Source organism: Veillonella sp. CHU732 (assembly GCF_003992085.1).
Lineage (GTDB): Bacteria > Bacillota > Negativicutes > Veillonellales > Veillonellaceae > F0422.
In genome coordinates this window covers 1-626 of the sequence record NZ_RQVC01000036.1, presented here as the reverse complement: position 1 = coordinate 626, position 626 = coordinate 1, and the positions used below count along the sequence as shown (strand labels likewise).

Here is a 626-nt window from a genome sequence, read left to right as displayed (position 1 = left end):
AAAAATGTGAAGGTTACAGATGCTACGGTTGACCATGTAACAACATATACAGTAGATGCTATCGATACAACAGTAGCTGCTGGAGAAGGCTTGTCTGTTTCAGGTGGAGATACAGTAGATACAGCTACGAACAAACGTAACTATACAGTGGCCTTATCTCAAGATACAAAAGATACATTAGCGAAAGTCAGCGACATTGCTAAAGCAGTAGGTGTAGATGGTGCTAACGGCATCGATGGCCGTGATGGTAAACCTGGTACAGGCGCTGATGCTGGTATGGGTAAAGACGGCTTAACAAAAGAAGATGGTCTAAACGGTAAAGACTTAACTACTAAAGTAAATGCGTTACGTAACGGCGAAGCTGGTACAGTGGTGTACACTGATGAAAACGGCAAACGTGTTGTAAAAGCTAACGATGGCAAATGGTATCCAGCTGAGAAAGTAGATGCTAAAGGTAATAAACTGGACGGAGCTACAGAAGTGGCAACACCACAAGCTCGTTTAGTAAACCCAGATGGTACAACAACTGGTGGTACAACTAAATTAAGTAACATTGCAGATGGTGAAATCAAAGCTGGTTCTACCGATGCGATCAATGGTGGCCAATTACATAGTAAATTAGCTGA

General features: G+C 42.3%; 1 protein-coding gene. It reads left to right on the top strand.

Going from position 1 to position 626, the window contains the following annotated elements; all coding sequences use genetic code 11:
• Window positions 1-626, top strand: a 626-nt coding sequence (locus EO121_RS08570) for a hypothetical protein (RefSeq protein ID WP_206168557.1), incomplete at both ends; no start/stop codon positions are given.